Genomic DNA, 1816 nt, shown 5'->3' on the forward strand with positions numbered 1-1816 from the left:
TGGATCACCCTCCCGCCAGAATACATTTTCCACAACGTGCTTGACCCGCAGATCGGAGATGATTCCGATTTCGATATCAAGCGAGTTCTTCTCTGACGACACATCGACCTCAGTTTTCATCGCACCCTCAACGTAACCGAGCCGATAGCCTTGTCAAACGCCTGCTTTTGTTCTCGCGGTGTTGAATAGGGCTCGCCACCAAATGTTCGCTCACCTTTTCTAAGGCCCGCATTTGTTCCGAATGCATTGTTCATACACCACTTTTCCAGATCGTTCGGACTGATGGCCCATATCAAGACTTCAATGACAAGAAGAGCCAATGCAACTTGCCAGCCACCCAATCGCAGAATCCACACACCAAGTCGCTTCATTGCCTGCGACGCAACTACAGCCCCCCCTTCTGTCGCCGCTGCCGCTTCAAGCCCTGCTTTCATCCCTCTGAGACCCAAAGTCAATGAATTGCGCCCCAGACTGCGCTCGATGATCGGAGATGAGTAGGCGAGTGCGGTCAGGAACTGCGCACCGCCCACAGACGCCGTCACGAACGCTTTAGTACTCAAAAGTATGTCGGCAGCAAGCTCTTGCTGCCTGTCCGCAGCTTCCGCGTCTAAATAGCTGTAGTACGCCCCAATAAAACTACCCGCTCCCGCCAACACACTGCCGGCAACCTTCATCCGAATGGCACTGACACTACCCGCCCCAAAGAAGTCCTTGGCTACCGTTTCATGCACACTGGTATACACAGCCAAAAGCGACATGCCGGACGCCAATAACGTCGCATAGTCGCGCGTGTCCTTATCGACCTTGGTTGCCAGATGGATGAAGTTCACCATCTCCAACACGCCCGTAAGGGAGTTCAGGCGGACAACATTACGGCTGCTCTCCGCCGCTGCCTGCCAGCGCTTGCGCATTGCCAGTGCACCATGGTGCAGCTCCAGATCGCGAAGCGCGAACTGCATCGGCAGTGCACTCCCCTTCTTGCGATAGAACTGGATGCGCTCCAGGAAATAGCGCTTGCCCTGCTGGCCGCTGCTCAGCTCTTCGGCCACCAGGCTGATCGCCTCGTCGCGCTCCATCAATGCCCGCGTCAGGAGCACAACGCGGACCATGGCATTGCCGACAGTGTCCTGGATGCCCTTCATCGGAAATCGATTCAGAAGGTACGCACCTGCGGTAGTGACGAAGCGATCGACGCCACTCTCGCGAAGGATGCGGGCACTGGCGGTGGGGGGCGCAGCCTCCTTCTGCGCCACCTCCAACTTGCGGAGCAGGCAAACTGAAAGCTCATACTGACGGCTTTTGGCAGCCATAACGGACAACCACTCCTGGTTACCACAACTCAGTTCAAGTCAGTACCTGAAGTACGTATCACCCAAAGCAGGATGGTCATCCACACTCTTATTCAACTTCGTGATACGCCTTAGATTTATATATTTACCATTGACCCAACCAAGAGATTTGAAGATTGCATCAGCCATCCTTGCATAACGCGTGAAGCGAGAACCAATCCTAACCCCAATGAAGCACGAGACAGAAATGCAACTAATAAATATGTAAAAAAATCTTTTCAGAGAATACCAGTCCCAGGGACCTTCATTAATCGAACCAAAGCCGGCAACCAGAACGTATAGCGCAGCACTTGGCAGTGAGAACATCAGCGTGTACTTCATGACACCGATCCAATGTGCCCAACTTCCAGAGCTGACATGGGGGTATGACACAATCAGCCGCTTATTCTCGTCCAGAACTGACAGAGCAAAGAATTTCCCATCTTCGCCCCTCTTTCCAACGACCTTTACTCGGTCCCCTTCACTGA

At 53.5% G+C, this 1816-nt stretch carries 2 protein-coding genes; both read right to left on the reverse strand.

Annotated features, from left to right (window positions below):
• Positions 1 to 116 precede the first annotated feature (116 nt).
• Positions 117 to 1310 (reverse strand): hypothetical protein, encoded by a 1194-nt coding sequence (locus tag ACFQ6N_RS40575; RefSeq protein WP_380659165.1) that lies wholly within the window; start codon positions 1308 to 1310, stop codon positions 117 to 119.
• A 39-nt stretch (positions 1311 to 1349) separates the two neighbouring features.
• A partial coding sequence (locus ACFQ6N_RS40580; RefSeq protein WP_380659167.1) for a putative type VI secretion system effector occupies positions 1350 to 1816 on the reverse strand: 467 nt, incomplete at its 5' end.

The sequence above is a fragment of the Kitasatospora sp. NPDC056446 genome, from assembly GCF_042796115.1.
Taxonomy (GTDB): Bacteria; Actinomycetota; Actinomycetes; order Streptomycetales; family Streptomycetaceae; genus Kitasatospora.